This window comes from Xanthomonas floridensis, from assembly GCF_001642575.1.
GTDB classification, from domain to species: Bacteria; Pseudomonadota; Gammaproteobacteria; order Xanthomonadales; family Xanthomonadaceae; genus Xanthomonas; species Xanthomonas floridensis.
In genome coordinates this window covers 111237-129250 of sequence record NZ_LXNG01000010.1, presented here as the reverse complement: position 1 = coordinate 129250, position 18014 = coordinate 111237, and the positions used below count along the sequence as shown (strand labels likewise).

The 18014-nt window shown below is 64.1% G+C and carries 15 protein-coding genes; 3 read left to right on the top strand and 12 right to left on the bottom strand.

Annotated elements, in window-relative coordinates:
* Nucleotides 1–116: 116 nt before the first annotated feature.
* The 7 genes from A7D17_RS06790 to A7D17_RS06765 form a co-directional block, all read right to left on the bottom strand.
* Nucleotides 117–1349 carry a phage NrS-1 polymerase family protein gene (locus A7D17_RS06790; RefSeq protein ID WP_064508402.1) on the bottom strand — a complete coding sequence of 411 codons (1233 nt, stop codon included), beginning with the start codon at nucleotides 1347–1349 and terminating at the stop codon, nucleotides 117–119.
* Between the two features lie 7 nt (nucleotides 1350–1356).
* The gene (locus A7D17_RS06785; protein ID WP_064508401.1) at nucleotides 1357–1644 is read right to left on the bottom strand and encodes a hypothetical protein; all 288 of its coding nucleotides are present in this window, start codon (nucleotides 1642–1644) and stop codon (nucleotides 1357–1359) included.
* On the bottom strand, nucleotides 1641–1928 hold the full coding sequence (locus A7D17_RS06780; protein WP_153041907.1) for a hypothetical protein: 288 nt from the start codon (nucleotides 1926–1928) through the stop codon (nucleotides 1641–1643). The genes A7D17_RS06785 and A7D17_RS06780 overlap by 4 nt, the downstream gene beginning before the upstream one ends.
* The gene (locus tag A7D17_RS24430) at nucleotides 1925–2134 is read right to left on the bottom strand and encodes a helix-turn-helix transcriptional regulator (protein WP_161946528.1); all 210 of its coding nucleotides are present in this window, start codon (nucleotides 2132–2134) and stop codon (nucleotides 1925–1927) included. The genes A7D17_RS06780 and A7D17_RS24430 overlap by 4 nt, the downstream gene beginning before the upstream one ends.
* A 73-nt stretch (nucleotides 2135–2207) precedes the next feature.
* Nucleotides 2208–2651, bottom strand: coding sequence for a hypothetical protein (locus A7D17_RS06775; protein WP_153041906.1), 444 nt, complete (start codon nucleotides 2649–2651; stop codon nucleotides 2208–2210).
* Complete coding sequence (locus tag A7D17_RS06770) at nucleotides 2642–3811, bottom strand: phage integrase central domain-containing protein (RefSeq protein ID WP_082861790.1); 1170 nt, start codon at nucleotides 3809–3811, stop codon at nucleotides 2642–2644. Before A7D17_RS06770 ends, A7D17_RS06775 begins: the two co-directional genes overlap by 10 nt.
* A 314-nt stretch (nucleotides 3812–4125) precedes the next feature.
* Nucleotides 4126–6237 carry a methyl-accepting chemotaxis protein gene (locus A7D17_RS06765; RefSeq protein WP_064508397.1) on the bottom strand — a complete coding sequence of 704 codons (2112 nt, stop codon included), beginning with the start codon at nucleotides 6235–6237 and terminating at the stop codon, nucleotides 4126–4128.
* A gap of 628 nt (nucleotides 6238–6865) precedes the next feature.
* Between A7D17_RS06765 and A7D17_RS06760 the strand changes: the two genes are divergently transcribed.
* Complete coding sequence (locus A7D17_RS06760) at nucleotides 6866–9724, top strand: hybrid sensor histidine kinase/response regulator (protein ID WP_064508396.1); 2859 nt, start codon at nucleotides 6866–6868, stop codon at nucleotides 9722–9724.
* A 167-nt stretch (nucleotides 9725–9891) separates the two neighbouring features.
* Here A7D17_RS06760 and A7D17_RS06755 read toward each other — a convergent pair whose 3' ends face one another.
* The gene (locus tag A7D17_RS06755) at nucleotides 9892–10266 is read right to left on the bottom strand and encodes a response regulator (RefSeq protein WP_064508395.1); all 375 of its coding nucleotides are present in this window, start codon (nucleotides 10264–10266) and stop codon (nucleotides 9892–9894) included.
* A 268-nt stretch (nucleotides 10267–10534) separates the two neighbouring features.
* Here A7D17_RS06755 and A7D17_RS06750 point away from each other — a divergent pair, with 268 nt between their 5' ends.
* Together A7D17_RS06750 and A7D17_RS06745 are read left to right on the top strand one after the other, a co-directional pair.
* Entirely contained in the window at nucleotides 10535–12049 is a 1515-nt protein-coding gene (locus tag A7D17_RS06750) for an ATPase domain-containing protein (RefSeq protein WP_064508394.1), read from the top strand.
* The gene (locus tag A7D17_RS06745) at nucleotides 12036–14108 is read left to right on the top strand and encodes a PAS domain-containing protein (protein WP_064508411.1); all 2073 of its coding nucleotides are present in this window, start codon (nucleotides 12036–12038) and stop codon (nucleotides 14106–14108) included. Before A7D17_RS06750 ends, A7D17_RS06745 begins: the two co-directional genes overlap by 14 nt.
* Nucleotides 14109–14276: 168 nt before the next feature.
* Here A7D17_RS06745 and A7D17_RS06740 read toward each other — a convergent pair whose 3' ends face one another.
* From A7D17_RS06740 to A7D17_RS06725, 4 genes are read right to left on the bottom strand one after another with little or no spacing between them, the layout of a single operon-like run.
* A complete protein-coding gene (locus tag A7D17_RS06740) occupies nucleotides 14277–14993 on the bottom strand; it encodes a tetratricopeptide repeat protein (RefSeq protein WP_064508393.1) in 717 nt (238 codons plus the stop codon).
* Nucleotides 14987–15472: a cytochrome c-type biogenesis protein gene (locus tag A7D17_RS06735; RefSeq protein WP_029219530.1), complete on the bottom strand. Its 486-nt coding sequence runs from the start codon at nucleotides 15470–15472 to the stop codon at nucleotides 14987–14989. The genes A7D17_RS06740 and A7D17_RS06735 overlap by 7 nt, the downstream gene beginning before the upstream one ends.
* Nucleotides 15469–16011 (bottom strand): DsbE family thiol:disulfide interchange protein, encoded by a 543-nt coding sequence (locus A7D17_RS06730; RefSeq protein ID WP_064508392.1) that lies wholly within the window; start codon nucleotides 16009–16011, stop codon nucleotides 15469–15471. Before A7D17_RS06730 ends, A7D17_RS06735 begins: the two co-directional genes overlap by 4 nt.
* On the bottom strand, nucleotides 16008–17996 hold the full coding sequence (locus tag A7D17_RS06725; RefSeq protein WP_064508391.1) for a heme lyase CcmF/NrfE family subunit: 1989 nt from the start codon (nucleotides 17994–17996) through the stop codon (nucleotides 16008–16010). Before A7D17_RS06725 ends, A7D17_RS06730 begins: the two co-directional genes overlap by 4 nt.
* Nucleotides 17997–18014: the final 18 nt, after the last annotated feature.

The following is an 18014-nucleotide window of genomic DNA, read 5'->3' as shown; positions in this document are numbered from 1 at the left end:
GGTGTGCCTGTAGCAGGGGCAACACCGCGCACATGCGCCGGAAACGGCCAAAAACCGCAGGCCTGAGCGTCATTGGCGCGACCGATGCGGCTTACCTCATCCTCCGATGGCGTTGATCAGACCATCCCTAGCGTGTTATTGATAGTGGCGCGGTTCTCGCTGACACGCGCCCACGCATAGCGCGCCTTCTGCACCTTTTCCCGGCGTTCGCGTTCTTGCTTGTCGCCCACGGCTTCCGCCACCCATGCGTTCATTGCATCGGCCTCGGCGCGAATAACCGCGCCCAGCTTATGCGAGAACAGCGCCACAACGTGATCGTCCTGCACCCAGGGACCGGCATCCCACGCGTGCCAGCCCAAGCCTTGCACGAACATCAAGCGATCATCGGCCAACTGGCGCAGGCGCTGCGCGTTACCTAACTCGCTGACCGGATCGTGTTGCGAATCGGACTGGAACACCAACTGCGTGGCGGGCTTCTCTACGTACACGCGCTCCTGCAATGCGCATGCCTTGGCGATGGTGCCGATCAGATAACTATGGTGATCGTCCCACTTGGCGCGCCTCAGACCACTGCGACGCATCACGCGCTCGATGCGCGGTGCATCGCAGCCGGTCCAGAACGCAAGGTGCTGTGCAAGCGCCGCGTCATGCTCACTGTTTTGATTGCTCTTACCCTCCCACAGGTCGCGCAAAGTCGCACGATTGCCGAACGCAGCGGCTGCGGAAGGCTTTGCGCGCAGCATGCGTTCAATCAACACATCATCGTCTTCCGGGCCACGCCACTCTGCGCGGCGCGCCCCTGTGCCTGTACCGGGAAGAGTAGGTAGGCGGCGCGGCTGGAAGTGATCGGCAACCAGCTGTGCAAAAGCAGCATCACACAGTTGGTCCGCATTGCCCGTTGCCTGCCCACTCAGACCAAACGCCACGCCTCGCTGGCGCGTGTATAGCTCGCCAACGCCGCTGCGTGTGCTATGCGGTGGCACCGGGCCGGCTAGCCGACCAATCACATGCAGCCCGTTGCCGCTGCTGCTGGCTTCGATCAGCGCACCGGGGAACCGCAGCACCAGCGCCACAGCTTCATCGGTCCATGCGTCACCGTTGCGCACGTTATCAAGGTCATACAGGAAGAATCCGCAGCCTTCATCCAGGCGGAAACCCAGCGCATGACCCGGCTTCAATGTGCTGGCTGCTTGATCATAGGTCGCGGAGAAGCCATTGATTCCGCTGGACGTGTTGCCATCAATACTGCAAGGGATCTTGCTGAACTTGCCTTGATCATTGGGCGTGAGGCGATAGTGCCCCCATGCCGGCAGCAGTCGCATGCTGCCGATCGCTAATTTTAGTTCCATGGGGACCTCAGTAGTTCAGTAGCACCGATGCGGATTGCATGAGCTTTTTGCGTGTGGTTTCGGAGCTGGACAACATCGCGTGCACGTACAACTGGCGGGCTGCCAGCCAGTGAATGTGCGTGTCCAGATCATCGCCGCCACCATGTGGAAAGGCGTTTCGTTGCAATACTGGTGCCGCGTCGCCCCATGCGTTACGAATGGCCTTTTCGGAGGCGTGCGGAAATGCGCTGCGAGCCTTCCGGAAAACTTCGCAGGGCATTGGTTCCGAATCGAACACGGTTGGGAGCTTGGTCATTCGCATCTGCCGTCCTCCGCGCTAAGTAGGAGCGTGCATACTGGCGCTTCGTAGTCAATAAACCGCTGCGGTTCCAAATATTGCAGGCACTTTAGAAAAATCACTGCGGAGCGCGTGCCGTCAGGCAATTTTATTTTGCACTTGTCCGTGGCTTCCATGCTTTTCTGAATATTGCGCCAAAGCCAGTATTCTTGTCCGGGTTCGGTCTGATCCCGCTCGGCCAGCTTTTCGTACAACTCCATATAGCGTTCGCGGCTTTCTTCCATCCAAGTGTTTGTTCTCATGCCGCCACCTCATCCAGCCAGCGGCGCACGTGGCCCAACCGCCACGCGGTAATGCCGGGGCTGACCTTGATTGGTGCAGGAAACTCACCAGATTTCACGCGCGCCCACATGGTGGAACGGCCAAGAGGGATGATTGAGAGGACAGCGGGCTGGCGAATCAGTGCGCTGTCAGGCGCGGTATTAAAGTCTATATTTTTGGATTTCATGGGACCGTCTCGGACTGGGGAGACGCATCTTTGACAGCTTCGGGATGCGGGTCGAAAAAATTCCCGCAAGAATTCAGCGCCCCTTCCTCGCGCGCTCCAACTTATCGAGGGAAGCATCCCATTGCGAAACAATTTTCTCTCTAAGCGCGGCCCTAAACTTACCTATCTCCAATCGGTTTAGCTTGGCATCTTCAATCACTAAGCTAGCGATTTCTTTGACCATAGCTGCGTAATGCGCATGATGTTCGTGCGACGAATCAGCGAGCGCTAGGGTCAAGTAGGCCAAAACTTCATCGGGCGTCTTCGTTGTCTCTTTGCGCTCATACTTCTGTTGCCACTCATGACCTACATAAGCCCACCAGATAAGCTTGGTTGCATCTTCTGGCGAAACGTCGCGCTCATCCTCTAAATTGCCTGCCGTCATGAGTCGGTCGTAGTCTTCCGGCGCAACCATGTCAAAAAGCCCTGCGGCTGCATCCTTCCATCGTGGTGGGCGTCCGCGCTTCTTCACTGACATGTGTGTTTCTCCCAATCCCGCATCATCTGGCGACGCTTCTCAAACAGATCACCACGCCGGTAAGCGGCTTCAACCTTGTTGCCGATGGTGTGTGCTAATGCCATTTCGGCTACATCGCGCGGGTAGTCGGTGCGTTCGCTGCACCAGTCGCGGAACGTGGAGCGGAACCCGTGTGGTACTGCATCCACGCTCATGCGCTTCAGAACCGCACTCAGGGACATATCGGACAGAGTCCCTCCTTGAACGCCGGGGAACACGTAAGGGCTGCCAGCCATGCGGGGCAGGGCAGCCAGAATCTGCAATGCCCGTGGCGACAGCGGCACTCTATGTTCCTTTCCTGCCTTCATGCGTTTACCAGGGATGATCCACGTATCGCCTTGAATTTCGTCCCAAGTTGCGCCACGTACCTCGCCAGACCGCGTGGCCGTCAGGATCGTGAACTCCAAGGCCCGCGTAGCGATGCCATCACGCTGACGCAGTGCGCTCATGAAGTCGGGCATATCATCAATTGGCAGGGCGGCGTGGTGCGTGGTCTTTTTCACCTTGCCGGGTTTCGGCAGAACCGCATCCAGATTTCCACGCCAGCGCGCCGGGTTATCACCTTTGCGGTAACCGCTTGCCGTTGCCCACGCCAGCACTGCTTCAATACGCATGCGCAGCCGGCTGGCGCTCTCCGTTTTGGTTGTCCAGATCGGCGACAACACGCCAACAACGTGTGGCAATTGCACCTGATCGACAGGCATGCCAGCCAGCGTGGGGAACGCGTAGGTCGCCAAAGTGCTGCGCCATTGGTCACCGTGTTTCGCCGACTTCCATTCGTGGCGCTTGGCTTCGATTGTCTGCTCTGCGCACCACTTGAATGTGGGCGTGGTCTTCAACTTGCCACGCGCAGCTTTGCGCTGCTCGATAGGGTCAATGCCTTCCTCGATCTTGCGGCGTGCCACGCGGGCGCGCTCACGCGCTTCTGCCAACGGAACGTCGGGCCAGCCACCCAGGCCCATGTCACGGCGGCGATTGCCGACCATCACGCGCAGCACCCAGCTGCGTGCGCCGGTCGCGCTCACTCGCAAATACAGTCCCGTCGCACCGCCAGCGGCATGTAAGCCGGACGGGAGTCGCGGCACCATCACTGCGGCCAATTCTTTTGTCTGTTTCGGCATCGTTCCATCATCCCGCCCTACCGCCTTCCAACTGGCCTGCCGGATTTAATTCCAACATCCAAGCCAACGTGAGTGGGGGCGATTGGATGGTACTACACTGGACGCCGTTGGACGTATATTCCAATAAATATCAGTGTTTTACGTTCTCATCTGGATCGCGTTGGATGGGGCTGGATATGGCGGAGACTTTCACTTTCTCCGCCAACTGTAGTGCAAGCCATCAAGCGGCCGACCTTTCTTCCAGCCTCGGCAGCTATTCCCTCGCAGGTCCCGACGTTGCGCGCGAACGATGGTCGGCATGTGGGCCGCCACGCTCACATCACCGTGGCTTTGACCTTGAACACTTCGACTGCGCGGATCAGCTGCACGGCGTGGTCTTCCAGCGCATGCGCGGCGGTGCTTGCTGCTTCGACCAGGCGCACATTTTGCTGGGTGGTTTCGTCCATCTGGGCGATGGTGTGGTTGACCTGTTCGATGCCGCCGGCCTGTTCCTGCGAGGCGGCGGAGATGTGGCCCATGATGTCGGTGACGTGCTGGACGCTGGTGACGACCTCGCCCATGGTGGTGCCGGCGGTGTGCACCAGTGCCGAGCCGTCGGCCACGCGCTGCACCGAGTCGTCGATCAGGCGCTTGATCTCCCTGGCGGCATCGGAGGAGCGGTGCGAGAGGGTGCGTACTTCCGATGCCACCACGGCAAATCCGCGGCCTTGTTCGCCGGCGCGTGCAGCTTCGACGGCGGCATTCAGGGCGAGGATGTTGGTCTGGAAGGCGATGCCGTCGATGACGGAGATGATGTCGGCGATGCGCCTGGACGAGGCTTCGATGCCGGACATGGTGTCGATGACCTGGGCGACCACATCGCGGCCCTGCGAGGCAATGGACGCGGCGCCAAGGGCAAGCTGGTTGGCGCGACCGGCGTGCTCGGCGTTCTGCTTGACGGTGGAGGTCAGCTCTTCCATCGAGGCGGCGGTTTCCTCGAGGCTGGCGGCCTGCTGTTCGCTGCGGCGCGCCAGTTCCTGGTTGCCGCTGGCGATATCTTCGGCGGCAAATCCGATGCTGTTGGAGGTGGTCTGGATATGCGTGACGATGTCGGTGAGGCGGTGCACGGTGCTGTTGGCATCGTCGCGCATGGAGGCAAACACGCCGTGGAAGTTGCCGGACATGCGCACGGTCAGGTCGCCGTCGGCGATCGAGCGCAACAGCTCGGAGAACCGGGCCAGATTGGTGTCGGAGGTGGCCATCATGGTGTTGAGGTTTTCCACCATCAGGCGAAAGTCGTGCTCGAAGTGTTCCGGCTGGCCGCGTAACGCGAAGTCGCCGGCGCATGCGGCCTGGGTCAGCGCATGGATTTGCGCGTTGATGGCGCGCAGGTTCTGCTTGACCTGCTGCATGGTGGCAGTGATGGCGGCTTTTTCGCCGGGATAGTGTTCGATCTCTGGTGCCAGGTCGCCAACGGCGTAGCGCCCCATGACCTCGGTCATGCGCAGCTGGGTTTGCACATGCGCATGCACCAGTGCATTGGTGTCCTGCACCATGTGGCCGTATTCGCCAGGAAAACGCTGCGCATCGGTGCGGTAGCTGATCTCTCCGGCGTCATGCCGGGTTGCCATGGTGCGCTGTGCGGAGATCACGTCCTGCAGGCGGTGCTGCATCTGCTGCATGGCACGCAGCAACTGGCCGGGTTCGTCGTTGGCGGTTGGGGTGTCTTGACTGCGCAGATCGCCTTCGTTGATGCGCTCGGCCAGTCGCAGCGACTGGCGCAATGGCAGTACCACGCTGCGGGTGAGCAGGAATGCGATGCTTGCGCCGAGCAGCAATGCAACGACGGTGGAGGCCACCATCAGCAGCGCAAAGCCCCGCGCGGTGGCAACGGCCTGTTTGGCGGCAACGCGGTTCTTGGCTTCCTGCAGGTCGATGAAGGCATTGATGCTGGCCAGCCAGTCGATGAAGGCGGGGCGCGCCTGCTGCAACAGCTGCTGTTCGGCGTGCGGTCTGTCCGAGGCATCGCGCAATGTGCGGACCTGCGCGATCAACGGCATGGTGCGTTGCTCGATGGATTTGATCCGCTGCAGGATCGCCTTTTCGTCTGCGTCCGTCGATGCCCCAATCAATGCATCCAACGGTTGCGCAGAGCGGGCGTAGTCGGCGGAGAGCGTGTCGATCAATTGCTCGGCGCCATGGCGGTCTGCCGGCTCATCCATCAGCACCACATCGCGCAAGGCGATCGCGCGGTCATGCACGCTGCCGCGGAAGTTGATGGCATAGCGTTGTTTGACGCTGTTGACTTCGTTGATGGCAGTGAGCTGCTGGTCGATGCTCCGCACGCGCTGGATGCCGACCACGGTCAGGACCACCATCAGGACGATGATGGCGAGAAAGCCGAGCGCCAGGCGCTGACCAATGCGCAGATTCGAGACGAAATGCATAGGGTGATCCGACAGGCAGAAGGGCGGGAGGTCCCAACAACAGGGGCGAAGGCTTGCGGTACGGCCCGGGAGGCAGCAGGAGGGCCGTAGCATCGGAGGTGTCTCGATGTGACCGATAGCGGCCTGGACTGATGGAACTGAACGTTACGCCGCAGCGGGTTCAGGTGCGGTTGGACCGGCAGTCGCCGCTGCTGAAAGCGGCCTGGTTTGCCGAATCCCCCGTGGCAATGCTCACCCCCAGGCCCGCTTGGTCGCCTGACCTGCACTGGCGCGTGGCGCCCGAGTGCCTGTATCGCGCACCACTACAGTCTGAGGCACCGGGCAGCCGCCTGGCCCGTGCAGCAGGCAAGGAGCCGCCAATGCGCCCGCGCGGCGGAATGGCGATGTGATCGATTCAGTCGGATGGCCGCTGGCTGCTGGACGTCGGCGGCCGCAGGCAAGATGATGTGCGGTCGGTGGCGTCTTTGATGCGCTGCGGGTCGTTCGCGTGTGGTGGGTCCTGGTCCTTCTCAATGGTTGAAACGATGTATCACTGGTTGACCGGTAAGCCGGCTGCAGGCCACGCGGGGAATGCTCGGTGTGATGGGCGCCGTGGCCAACGGCAGGCCGCGCCGTGCGCGCGCCCTGCATGAGCGCCGCCTTTCCGCATGGTAGTAGCACCATGGCACATGCGGTTGGTACGCATGACTGGGATGGCAGCGTGCTGGGGCCTGTTGCGCACTGGCCGTCGCCGCTGCGCAATGCGGTGAACCTGATGCTGGCCTCGCCCGAGAGCATGTATGTGGTGTGGGGCGACGCGCTGACGTTCTTCTACAACGATGCGTACGCGCCAATCCTGGGGCCGCGGCAGGCGCACGCACTCGGTGCGCCGCTGCGCGAGCTGTGGGCCGATGCCTGGGATGCGGTGCGCGCGCCGATCGAGGCAGCGTTTGCAGGGCGTGCATCGCGCTTTGAAGAAGTGCCGATCGGCATGAACCGCTATGGCACGCCGGAAGAGACCTGGTGGACGTTCTCGTTCTCGCCGATCTATCTCGACGACGGCCAGGTGGGCGGCGCGTTCTGCGTGACCAACGAGGTGACTGCGCGCAAGCTGGCGCAGGCGCGGCTGGCCGATGAGCACGAGCGCCTGATCCGCCTGTTCGAGCAGGCGCCGATGTTCATGGCGTTCCTGAGTGGGCCGCAGCATCGTGTCGAATTCGCCAACCCGTGTTATTCGCGCCTGATCGGCCACCGCGACGTAATCGGCCGGCCGTTGGCCGAGGCATTGCCGGATGTACTCGAACAAGGGCATGTGCAGCGTCTGGACGAGGTGTACCAGTCCGGGCGTGCCTACTCGGCCAATGCGCTGGTGTACGACGTGCAGGCGGTGCCCGGCGGGCCCAGCGAGCGACGCCTGCTGGACCTGGTGTACCAGCCGATTGCCGGCGCAGACGGCACTGTCTCGGGCATTTTCGTGCAGGGCCTGGATATTACCGACCGCATCAGCCTTGAGCGCGCCGTGCGCGAGGCCGAGGTGCGGAACCGGCAGATTCTGGACAGCGTCATGGACTACGCGATCATCGCCACCGACATGCGTGGGCGGGTGACCTCATGGAACGAGGGCGCGCACCGCATTCTGGGCTGGAGCGAGGCCGAGATGCTCGGGCAATCGCTGGAGCGCACCTTCACTCTCGACGATGTCGCGCGGCGGCAGATTCTGATTGAAGCCGCTGCTGCGCTGGAGAGCGGCAGCGGCATGGACGAGCGCTGGCATGTGCGCAAATCCGGTGAATGGTTCTGGGCCAACGGCTCGTTGATGGTATTGCGCGACGAGACTGGAGCGGCGATCGGCTTCGTCAAGGTACTGCGCGACCGCACCACCGAGCGCCTGGCCAGCGAGGCCTTGATCAAGAGCGAGCGTCGGCTGGATGCGCTGGTGCGCGCTTCCTCGCAATCGATCTTTTCTGCCACCGCCGACTGGAGCGCGCTACGCCTGCACGCGGACGATCGCCTGCAGGACGATGGCTTGCCCCCCCAGGCGCGTTGGCAGCTGGAATGGATCTATCCCGACGACCGCGGGCAACTGGCCGATGCCATTGCCACGGCGATCGCCACCAAGGCCGGGCTGGAACTGGAGATCCGCGTGCTGGACGCCGCGCAGCGCGTACGCTGGACGTTGCTGCGTGCGGTGCCCTTGCTGGACGTGCGCGGCGAGATCGAGGAATGGTTTGGCACGGCATCGGATGTCACCGACAAGCGGCAGGCCGAGGAACAGTTGCGCCTGCTGACCGAGACGCTGGAAGAGCGTGTGCGCGAGCGCAGCGCGGCATTGCTGCTGACCGAGGAAAAACTGCGCCAGAGCCAGAAGATGGAGGCGGTGGGGCAATTGACCGGTGGCCTGGCGCACGACTTCAATAATCTGCTGACCGCCATCACGGTGGGGCTGGAATTGTTGCAGACACGCGTGGAGCAGGGTAAGTACGACCGGCTGGAGCGCTACGTGGAGATGGCGCAGACCAGCGCCGCGCGTGCGACTGCGTTGACGCAACGCCTGTTGGCGTTCTCGCGCCGGCAGACGCTGGCACCGAGTGCGCTGGAAGTGGACACGCTGGTGCAGGGCATGCGCGAGATCATCTCGCGGACGCTGGGGCCATCGATCAGCCTGCAGGTGTTGCCGGCGCCGCAGGCGTGGAAGGTGTTGGTGGATGCACCGCAGCTGGAAAACGCATTGCTCAACCTGTGCCTCAATGCACGCGATGCCATGCCCGATGGCGGGGAACTGACCATCAGCCTGCATAACCGCTCGCTGGACCAGGCCGCGGCGCAGCAGCTGGATCTGCCACCCGGTGATTACGTGTGCCTGAGCGTGCGCGACACCGGCACCGGCATGAGCGCCGACGTCATGTCCAAGGTATTCGAGCCCTTCTTCACCACCAAGCCCATCGGGCAGGGCACCGGGCTGGGGCTGTCGATGATCTATGGATTCACCCGACAGTCTGGTGGGCACGTGCGCATCGAGTCGGAAGTCGGTGTGGGGACCACCATGGCGCTGTACCTGCCGCGGTTCGACCGCGAGCTGGCGAGCGTCGAGACCAACGATGCGCTTGAGCAGCCGTTGCGCACCGCGGTGCGGAGTTGCACGGTGTTGCTGGTGGAGGACGAGCCCGCCATTCGCACGCTGATCTGCGAGGTCCTCACCGAGGCCGGCTATTGCGTGATCGAAACGGCCGAAGGCAGCGCGGCGGTGGAACGGTTGCGCTCGTCGCAGGCGATCGATGTATTGGTGACCGATGTCGGGCTGACCGGTGGTTTGAACGGGCGACAGGTTGCCGATGCGGGCCGGCAGTATCGGCCCAGCTTGCCGGTGCTGTTCGTGACTGGCTATGCAGCGACCGCGGCGGTGGGCGCGGGGCAGCTGGATGACGGCATGGAGGTGTTGACCAAGCCATTTTTGGCCGCCGATCTGGAGCGGCGCGTGGCGCAGTTGCTGGAGCGGCATATGCAGTAATGCGCTCGGTTCGCGGCGGCTGGACAGTACGGCGCCTGAACTGGGATAGCTAGACGGCATGCCGGGCGATGGGCCACTGCATCCTGCGCCTGTGCATCCTGCGCCTGGGTTGGCGATGCTTTCGCATCGGCGCGCATCCTGTGTCGAGTCGAATCGCTCGCGCCCGGTTACAGCGCGGTCTGCACGATGCCCAGCAGGTCGCGCAATGAGAACGGCTTGGTCAACAGACGCATGCCGGTGTCCAAGAAGTCTGCACGCTGGGCACTGATGCCCGCATAGCCAGTCATGAAGACGATAGGGAGCGCGGGATAGAGCCGCCGTGCGTTGTCGGCCAGGTCGCGGCCGTTCATGCCGGGCAGGCAGATATCGGACAGCAGGAGATCGAATGGGCGGGAAGTGGTGAGTTGTTGCAGGGCCTGTTCGGCGTCGGCGGAGACAACCACCTGGTAGCCTTCGTCGCAAAGGATATCGGCGGTCATTGCGCGAATGGCGTCATCGTCCTCGACCAAAAGAATGCGTGCGTGTTGTGATGCGTCGTTCACTGCGTTCCTCGAGCGGTCGCAACAGCGCGGTCGCTTCGTATCCCACGCTATGCGCGCATGTGTGACGGATGTGTCGGAGTCGTCACAAACGGGGGTGAGAGAGGTCACGAATGGCCACATCCGCCAGTATCGGCAGCGGATCGAATCGTCGAGAATGCCTCTCCGATCACAGTGGGTCTGGTCAACGGCCCGCTGAATCAGGCCAGGCAAGCTGATCAGTTCAGTTGCGGGCAATGGGCGATCACGCTTGCGTGATAAATTTAACGGTATGGATAACGTGAAGCCGATGATCGCAAACCGTATCACCACCGGGACGACGGGGCTTGACACCATCCTCCGCGGTGGCCTGCCGGCCAACCGGCTGTACCTGCTGGAAGGCCAACCTGGCTCCGGCAAGACCACCATGTCGCTGCAGTTCCTGCTCGATGGCGCCGCCAAGGGCGAAAGCTGCCTGTATGTCACGCTGTCGGAAACCATCGATGAGCTCAACGAGGTGGCTGCCTCGCATGACTGGTCGCTGGAGGCGCTGCACGTCTTCGAGCTCGCCTCGGCCGAGGCATTTCTGGGCGATGGCCGCCAGCAATCCATCCTGCATCCCTGGGAGATGGAGCTGGACGGCACGATCAAGCTGATCCAGGCCGAGGTCGATCGGGTCAAGCCGACGCGGGTGGTGTTCGACTCGTTGTCGGAATTGCGCCTGCTGGCGCAGGATTCGCTGCGTTACCGGCGGCAGGTGCTGGCGCTCAAGCAGTTCTTCGCGCCGCGCAATATCACCGTGTTCCTGGTGGACGATCTGACCGACGAGAATGGCCAGCGCGATGCGCATTTGCACAGCCTGTGCCACGGGGTGATCTCGCTGGAGCGGATGACGCTGGATTTCGGTGCGGCGCGGCGGCGGATGCAGGTGCAGAAACTGCGTGGCGTCAATTTCATCGCCGGCTATCACGACATCACCATCGCCGCCGGTGGCATGCGGATCTATCCGCGCCTGATCGCCTCCGACCACCATGTGCCGTTTATCGGTGATGCGGTGTCCAGCGGCGTGGAGCGCATCGACGCGCTGCTGCACGGCGGCCCGTTGCGCGGCACCAGCACACTGCTGACCGGGCCGGCAGGCTCCGGCAAGACCAACGTCGCCCTGCAATACGTGAGCGCGGCCTGCGAACGGGGCGAGCACTGCTGCGTGCTGCAGTTCGACGAGCGCACCGGCACGCTGCTGACGCGCGCCGAGAACCTGGGCATGGATCTGCGCAAGCACCTGGCATCGGGGCTGCTGGAACTGCATCAGATGGACCCGGCCGAGCTGACGCCGGGCGAGTTCGCCTGGGCGGTGCGCGAAAGCGTGGAGGCGCGCAACTGCCGTGTGCTGGTGATCGACAGCCTCAACGGCTATCTGTCGTCGATGCCGCAGGAAAAGCAGTTGATGCTGCAGATGCATGAGCTGCTGTCGTATCTCAACCAGAGCGGCGTGACCACGTTCCTGATCAATCCGCAGCATGGCCTGGTGGGCACGATGTCCACCGGCAACCTCAATATCTCCTACATGGCCGACACCGTTATCCTGTTCCGCTTCTTCGAAGCGCACGGGCGGATTCGCAAGGCCTTGTCGGTCATCAAGAACCGTAGCGGTGCGCATGAAGATTCGATCCGCGAGATGCGGATGGGCAGTGCCGGCCTGCACCTGAGCGAGCCGCTCGAGCAATTCCATGGGGTGCTGACCGGCACACCGCAATTCGTTGGAGACGGTGCGCCGTTGCTGGATCGTGCACTTGACCAGGTGTGATGCGGATGGGTCGATTGTCCATATCATTGCGCCGTTCGGGCGCGATGCCGACAGCATTGCCAGCATCGTCGGCGAGCGCGGGCTGACGCGCAGGGTCTATGGCGCATTGACCGCGCTGGCAGGCGACCTGCTCGACAGCTCCGGCGTGGTGGTCCTGACCGAAGAAGCGGTGGGCGGCAACTTGCAGGAGCTGCAGCAGATCCTGCAATGCCAGGCGGCATGGTCGGATATTCCGTTCGTGCTGCTGCGCGCACCGCGTGGCACCCATCGTGGTCGACATGCCAATCTGCCGGCCGAAATGACCAATGTCATCGAACTGGAGCGTCCGCTCAGCTCGGCCTCCCTGTTGAGTGCGGTCTCCACCGCGCTGCGGTCGCGACAGAAGCAGTTCGTGATTCGCGACCAGATGGCGCAGCTGGCCGAGAGCCGGGCCGCACTGGCGTTGAGCGAAGCCGAGCTGCGCCGGGTCACCGATGCCTTGCCGGTGCTGATCGCCTTTATCGACAAACACCTGGTGTACCGCTTCGCCAATCGCTCCTACGAAGACTGGATCGGTATTCCGCCGCAGGATGTGATCGGCCGGCCGTTGGTGGATGTGATGGGCCCGGCGGTGGTGGCCGAGCGTCGCGCCTGGATCGAGGCGGCATTGGCCGGCCAGGCGCTGACCGTGGAGGCGAGCTGGCCGCACGCCGACGGACGCCGCCGCGATGCCGAGATCCGCTACATGCCACGCTTCGACGCGGACGGGCAGGTGGACGGGTTTCATGTGTTTGCCACCGATATCACGGTGCGCGCGCAGGCGATGGAGTCGGTGCAGCAGCAGGCCAGCCTGCTCGAGGCCAAGGTGGCCGAGCGCACTGCCGAGCTGCAGCAGCAGATGCAGGCGCGCGAATCCAGCGAGGCTGCGCTGCGCCAGGCACAGAAGATGGAAGCGGTGGGCCAGCTGACCGGCGGCATTGCGCACGATTTCAACAACATGCTGACCGGCATCCTGTCGGCGCTGGACCTGGCGCGGTTGCGCATCGATCAGGGGCGCACCGAAGGGTTGGGCCGCTTTCTGGATGTGGCCTCGGCATCGGCGTTGCGTGCGGCTGCACTGACCCAGCGCCTGCTGGCGTTTTCGCGCCGGCAATCGCTGGAGGCGCGGCACCTGCATGTCAACGATCTGGTGCTCTCGCTGCAGGATTTGCTGGCGAGTACGCTTGGTGAGTCGGTGCGCCTGGAGGCTGATCTGAGCGAGGCGCTGCCACAGGCCTATGTCGACGAAAACCAGCTGGAAAGCGCGCTGCTCAATCTGGCCATCAATGCCCGCGATGCGATGCCCGATGGCGGGTTGTTGCGGATCGCCACACGGCATTTGCGTGTGGAAGACAGCGCGCTGGAACTGGGCCGTGGCATCACCCTGGCGCCGGGCGACTACACGGTGGTGTCGGTGACCGACACCGGCACCGGCATGCCGGCGGATGTGCTGGAACGCGTCTTCGAGCCGTTCTACACCACCAAGCCGATCGGGCAGGGGACCGGCCTTGGCATGTCGATGATCTATGGCTTCATGCAGCAGTCCCATGGACAGGTGTGGGTGGAATCGCAGCTGGGCGTGGGCACCACGGTCAGCCTGTATCTGCCGGCCGGCACCAGCGTGCAGAGCGTGGTGCTGGAGCCGCGGGCCGGCACGGTGCTGGCTGGCCAGGGGCAGCAGGTGCTGGTGGTGGAAGACGACGAACAGGTGCGCCTGCTGGTCACCGAGCTGCTGAGCGAGTTGGGCTACCAGGCCGAGGTGGTGGCCGATGCCGACGCCGCGCTGCCGATCCTGGCGTCGCCGCGACGGATCGACCTGCTGGTCACCGACGTAGGCCTGCCCGGTCTCAACGGGCGCCAGCTGGCGGAGATCGCGCGGCAGTCGCGCGGCGATCTGCCGGTGATCTTCATGACCGGCTACGCGGAGACCGCGCGCGACCGCGGCGAATTCCTCGGCGAGGGCATGAGCATGATCGCCAAGCCGTTTACGCTGGGCGAGTTCAGCGGAAAATTGCACGAGGTGCTGGGGCCGTCGTCCTGAGCCCTGGCATGGCATCTGCGGCGCGGATGGCCAGGCATGCGTCACCCCTGCTGGCGTTTTTGGCGACCTGGGTGCAGCGTGCCCGAGCAGCATTGGCGAACATCAGGGTTGATCGAGGTGTGCATGCGCGATGACGTCGCGCTTCGCCCACGGCAGCCGCAGCAATGCTCAGCGCGCTGCGCGACCGGATTGCCGCGCACTGGCCATCGATTCGACCACGGCAATCTTGTCGGCGACCGCCTTCTGCATGGGCGAGCCGTTCTCCAGTAATCCGTGCAGATGGCGCCAATGCGTGGTGGCCGCGGTGTAGTCGTGCTGCTGGAAATCGCTGATGCCCAGCAGCCACAGCCCGCGCTGATTGTCCGGCTCGCGCGCGATCAGCTGCTGCAACTGCGTGCGTGAGGCCGCATCGATGGCGAAGTCGCGGTGGGTTGCCATGTCGGCGGCGATCCAGCCGACGATGGCGGCACTGGTCTGCGGCGCGATCTTTAGCGCCTGCGCATAGGCATCGCGGGCCTCTGCAGGGCGGTTGTTCTGCTCATGCGTCTTGGCCTGTTGCATCCACGACTCCAGTGCCTGCATCTGCGTGTCCGCCGCGGCACTGGCAGCCTGCGTTTGCGCAGGCTTGCCCATGGGCACGGCTTGTGCGCTTGGTGCGGCCGGTTGCGGCGGCGCAGCGACCACCCGCTGCACGATCGCCTCGGGCGTGCCCACCAGCCGATACAGACCGGCGGTGGCGATCGGCAGGGTCACCGCCAACAAGACCGGCAGCGCATAACGCCCGCTGCCATGACGCGTCGAGTTACGCAGCAGCGGCAACAGCACTAGCAGCAGCGCGGCGATCACCAGCACGGCGCTGGCGAGATAGAAACCGGTCATCACCATTCTTCCTCTGCTTGCGGTGCTGCCGGTGTGCCCACCCGCGCACGTTTGCGCACGGTGTGGATCACCACGCCGGCCCCGGCGCCCAGCATCAGCAGCGGCCCGAACCACAGTAGCCAGGTGCCGCGCTTGACCGGCGGGTCGTACAGCACGAAATCCGAATAGCGCTCGACCATGTATTGCTTGATCTGCGCATCGCTCCTGCCGGCCTGCAATTGCGCAAACACCTGATGGCGCAGGTCGCGTGCCAGGCTGGCGTTGGAATCGGCCAGATTCTCGTTCTGGCACACCAGGCAACGCAGTTGTGCGGTTAGCCGCTGATAGCGCGCTTCTTCGCTGCGGTCCTTGAAGGGGAGCGGGTCCACTGCCTGCGCCTGCACGCACGGCGCCAGCAGCACGCCCAGCAGCAACACCAGCAACAGGCGCAGCTGCCGGGCCTGTCGACGACGGTGCGCCTGCAGGCGGCGATAGCCCGGAATCATGGCGCCGCCTTGGGCAACGCGGCGATGGCGGGCAGCAACTCGGCATCGATGACGGCGGGGGTGAGCACGCCGATATGCTTGTAGCGGATCATGCCCTGCGCATCGATCAGGAAGGTTTCCGGCGCGCCGTAGACACCGAAGTCGATCGCGGTCTGGCCGGCCTCGTCGGCGATCACCAGCGCATACGGGTTGCCGTAGTGCGCCAGCCACGCGGTGGCATCGGCCGGTGCGTCCTTGTAGTTGTAGCCGATCAACGCCACGCCAAGCGTGCCGGCCCGTGCCATCAGCACCGGGTGCTCATGCACGCATTCGGCGCACCAGCTGCCGAACACGTTGAGCACATAGGGCTTGCCCAGCAGTTGTTCGCGGGTGACGTGCTGGGCCGGCGCATCCAGTCGCGGCAGCGAAAACGCCGGCGCTGGCTTGCCGATCAACGGCGAGGGCACCTCGCGCGGGTTGTGCTGCATGGTCCAGTAGATGCCGAAGCCGAACAGTGCGGCGATCAACAAGAACCCCAGCAGGGGCAGCATGCGCTTCACGGGTGCGACTCCTGCGCGATGCCGCGCGCATCGTATGCCGGCGACGTAGCAGCCGTGGCTGTGGCCACCGGCGCGCGGAAGCGGCGGGCGCAGGCGCTGATGACGCCGCCCAGCATCATCAGCAGGCCACCCGCCCAGATCCAGCGGATCAGCGGCTTGTAGTACAGCCGCAGCGTCCAGTCGTGTTCGATGTGCTGATCGTCCAGCGGCTCACCGAGCGCCACGTACAGGTCGCGGGTGATGCCGGGGTCGATCGCCGACTCGGTCTGGATGCGCTCGCTGCTGTACAGGCGTTTTTGCGGATGCAGCTGCGCCACCACCTGTCCATCGCGGCTGACCTGCACGCTGCCTTGTTCGGCCTTCCAGTTCGGCCCGTCGACCAGCTGCACGCCGTCGAAGCGGAAGCTGTAGCCGGCGATCTGCGCGCTCTGGCCGGGCGACAGCCGCACATCGCGTTCCACCGACAGGCTGTCGGACACCAGTACGCCGGCCACGAACACAGCCACACCCGCATGCGCGATCAGCATGCCGGCCATCTCCGCCGGAAAGCGGCGCCCGCGCGGCATCTCGCGCCAGCGCTTGACCACGTACAACGCGGTGCCGGCAGCCACCCATGCGGCGACACCAATCCCGGCAATCGCCTTGGCCTCACCCTCGGCAACCAGGCTGCCACCCATTGCACAGGCGATGGCGGCAATGCCGGCCCGCGTGCCCAGCGCCTTCAGCGGCGCGGCCTCGGCCTTGCCCCAGCGTAGGTACGGGCCGAACGGCAGCAGCAGCACCACCGGCAGCATCAGCAGCGGAAACAGCAGGCCGAAGTAGGGCGGGCCAACCGAGACCTTGCCCATGCCGAACGCGTCGGCGATCAGCGGGAACAGCGTGCCCAGCAAAACCATCGCCGCGGCCACGGTCAGCAGCAGGTTGCCGATCAGGATGCCGGTCTCGCGCGAAGCGGCAGCGAAGGGTTTGCCGCTGGCGATCTTGGGCGCACGCAACGCGTACAGCAGCAGCGAACCGCCGACCACCGCGACCAGGAAAATCAGGATGTACAGCCCGCGCCGCGGGTCGGCGGCGAACGCGTGCACCGAGGTCAGCACGCCCGAGCGCACCAGAAAGGTACCCAGCAGCGACAGCGAGAACGCCAGGATCGACAGCAAAATCGTCCACGCACGCAGGCTGCCGCGTTTTTCGGTGACCGCCTGGGTGTGGATCAACGCCGTGCCCACCAGCCATGGCATGAAGCTGGCATTTTCCACCGGGTCCCAGAACCACCAGCCGCCCCAGCCAAGCTCTGCGTAGGCCCACCAGCTGCCGGCCACGATGCCGGCGGTGAGGCAGGCCCAGGCCACATTGGTCCACGGCCGCGCCCAGCGTACCCAGGCCGGTTCCAGTTCGCCGCCCAGCAGCGCCGCCACCGCAAACGCGAAGGCCACCGAGAAACCGACATAGCCGGTGTACAGCACCGGCGGGTGGAAGGTCATGCCCGGGTCCTGCAGCACCGGATTGAGCTCGTTGCCGTCCAGCGGAATCGGCGACAACCGCCCGAACGGATTGGAGGTCAGCAGGATGAAGGCCAGAAAGCCCACCGACACCAGTCCCAGCACCGCCAACACGCGGGCAGCGAAATACTGCGGCAGATGCCGGCTGAAAGCGGCCAGCAACACCGTCCAGGTGGCAAGGATGGCGATCCACAGCAGCAACGAGCCTTCATGCGCGCCCCACACCGCGGCGAAGCGGTAGTACCAGGGCAGGGCGATGTTGGCGTTGGCGGCGACATAGCCGACCGAAAAATCCAGCGACAGCAGCGACCAGGCCAGCAGGCCGAACGCCATCCACACGAACAGGGCCTGGCCCACCGCTGCCGGCCGCGCAATGCCCATCAAGGCGGTATTGCCGCGCCAGGCGCCGATCAGCGGCAACACGCCCTGGGCCAGCGATAGCAGCAGTGCCAGGATCAGTGCGATCTGGCCGAGTTCAGGCGTCATGAGTACGTCGCAAGGTGC

Bases quoted from the DNA above. Each gene is read 5' to 3' on its own strand.
- A7D17_RS06775 (WP_153041906.1), bottom strand. From the start codon at position 2,651: ATGTCAGTGAAGAAGCGCGGACGCCCACCACGATGGAAGGATGCAGCC.
- A7D17_RS06765 (WP_064508397.1), bottom strand. From the start codon at position 6,237: ATGCATTTCGTCTCGAATCTGCGCATTGGTCAGCGCCTGGCGCTCGGC.
- A7D17_RS06760 (WP_064508396.1), top strand. From the start codon at position 6,866: ATGAGCGCCGCCTTTCCGCATGGTAGTAGCACCATGGCACATGCGGTT.
- A7D17_RS06785 (WP_064508401.1), bottom strand. From the start codon at position 1,644: ATGACCAAGCTCCCAACCGTGTTCGATTCGGAACCAATGCCCTGCGAA.
- A7D17_RS06790 (WP_064508402.1), bottom strand. From the start codon at position 1,349: ATGGAACTAAAATTAGCGATCGGCAGCATGCGACTGCTGCCGGCATGG.
- A7D17_RS06740 (WP_064508393.1), bottom strand. From the start codon at position 14,993: ATGGTGATGACCGGTTTCTATCTCGCCAGCGCCGTGCTGGTGATCGCC.
- A7D17_RS06735 (WP_029219530.1), bottom strand. From the start codon at position 15,472: ATGATTCCGGGCTATCGCCGCCTGCAGGCGCACCGTCGTCGACAGGCC.
- A7D17_RS06750 (WP_064508394.1), top strand. From the start codon at position 10,535: ATGGATAACGTGAAGCCGATGATCGCAAACCGTATCACCACCGGGACG.
- A7D17_RS06780 (WP_153041907.1), bottom strand. From the start codon at position 1,928: ATGAGAACAAACACTTGGATGGAAGAAAGCCGCGAACGCTATATGGAG.
- A7D17_RS24430 (WP_161946528.1), bottom strand. From the start codon at position 2,134: ATGAAATCCAAAAATATAGACTTTAATACCGCGCCTGACAGCGCACTG.
- A7D17_RS06725 (WP_064508391.1), bottom strand. From the start codon at position 17,996: ATGACGCCTGAACTCGGCCAGATCGCACTGATCCTGGCACTGCTGCTA.
- A7D17_RS06770 (WP_082861790.1), bottom strand. From the start codon at position 3,811: ATGCCGAAACAGACAAAAGAATTGGCCGCAGTGATGGTGCCGCGACTC.